Genomic DNA, 1,302 nt, shown 5'->3' with positions numbered 1-1,302 from the left:
TTTGGGCTGTGTCAAGGAATGTGGACAGTCCCTACGAGTTTTCCTTCTCTGCTCAGGCCGCCTGGACGAGGTCTTCAGCGGCGCCGTGGTGATCGTTCCAAGCTTGTACCGGTGTCCGGTAGCTCAGCGCTGAGTGGCGCCGACGGCGGTTGTAGAACACCTCGATGTACTCAGCCACCGCCAGCCGGGCTCGACCGCGGGTCTCGAAGACTTGCTGGTAGTACATCTCGTTCTTCAAAGTGGCGAAGAACGATTCGGCCGCCGCGTTGTCCCAGCACACCCCTGTCCGACCCATCGACTGGAAAACCCCGTTCTCACTGCAATAACGGGTGAACTCATCCGAGGTGTACTGCGATCCATGGTCGGAATGGAAAATCGCTCCTGCCGTGGCTCCGCCTTGCGTGCGCGCCATCTCAAGAGCATCGACGACCAGGCTGGCGCGCATGCGCTCGGCGATCTGCCAGCCGATGACCATGCGCGTAGCCAAATCGATCACCGTGGCCAGATACAACCAGCCTTGGCCGGTGCGCAGGTAGGTGATGTCGCCGACCAGCGCCTGCCCCGGCGCATAAGAGTCCGGGTCGAAGTCGCGTTCCAGCCGATCGGTGAAAACCTGGGCCTGCTCATCGACGACGGTAGTGCGCTTGTAGGCGCGCTTCTGGATCGCAGCCAGCCCCAGTTCGCGCATCAGATCGGCCACCAGTCCCACAGAGCAGGGGAACTCGTTGTCGTTGAGCTCGGCCGCGATCCGCCGGCATCCCGCAGTCCCGCGCTGCTGTGCGAAGACCCGTACGATCTCGCTCTTCAGCGCCTCGCGACGCGCCTGCGTCGCCGTGAGGGTCCCGACTCGAGCCCGCCACGCGTAGAACGACGACCGGGCCACGCCCAGCTTCTGACACATCCAGCTGATCGGATAGTTTCCCTTCTCCGCCTCGATCAGGGCTGACTTCTCATTCAGTCCTGCTCCCTGGCGAAGAAGGCCGCGGCTTTTTTTAAGAACTCGTTCTCCATCCGCAGCCGCCGGACCTCGTCTTCCAACTCAGCCAGCCGAGCGTGATCGGCCGGCTTCAACTCTTGAACCGGTTCCGGGTTGTCCTGCCGGTAACGCTTGACCCAATTGCCCAAAGTCCCCGGATTGACCTGCAGCTCGCCGGCCACCTCGACGATCGGCCGATCGTTCTGCACGACCAGCTGGACCGCCTCAGCCTTGAACTGCGGGCTGAACTTCCGCCGTGATGCACTTGCCATGCTCTTGATCCTCTCCCATCAAGAGGAACTGTCCAAGAACCTTGATACACCCCA

Annotated in this window: 1 protein-coding gene; it reads right to left on the bottom strand. The window is 62.1% G+C overall.

The genetic code is table 11. The features are described 5' to 3' along the window. Window positions 1-52: 52 nt before the first annotated feature. Window positions 53-1,248 (bottom strand): IS3 family transposase gene (locus ABD883_RS11970; protein WP_404801696.1). Its coding sequence is split into 2 segments (ribosomal slippage): window positions 53-996 and window positions 996-1,248, totalling 1,197 coding nucleotides; the frame shifts between segments, so codons are not numbered across the junction. Window positions 1,249-1,302: the final 54 nt, after the last annotated feature.

It is taken from the genome of Brevibacterium pityocampae (assembly GCF_039541555.1).
Lineage (GTDB): Bacteria > Actinomycetota > Actinomycetes > Actinomycetales > Brevibacteriaceae > Brevibacterium > Brevibacterium pityocampae.
Note: the sequence above shows the minus strand (reverse complement) of the source record. Positions and strands in the feature narration are given on the sequence as shown.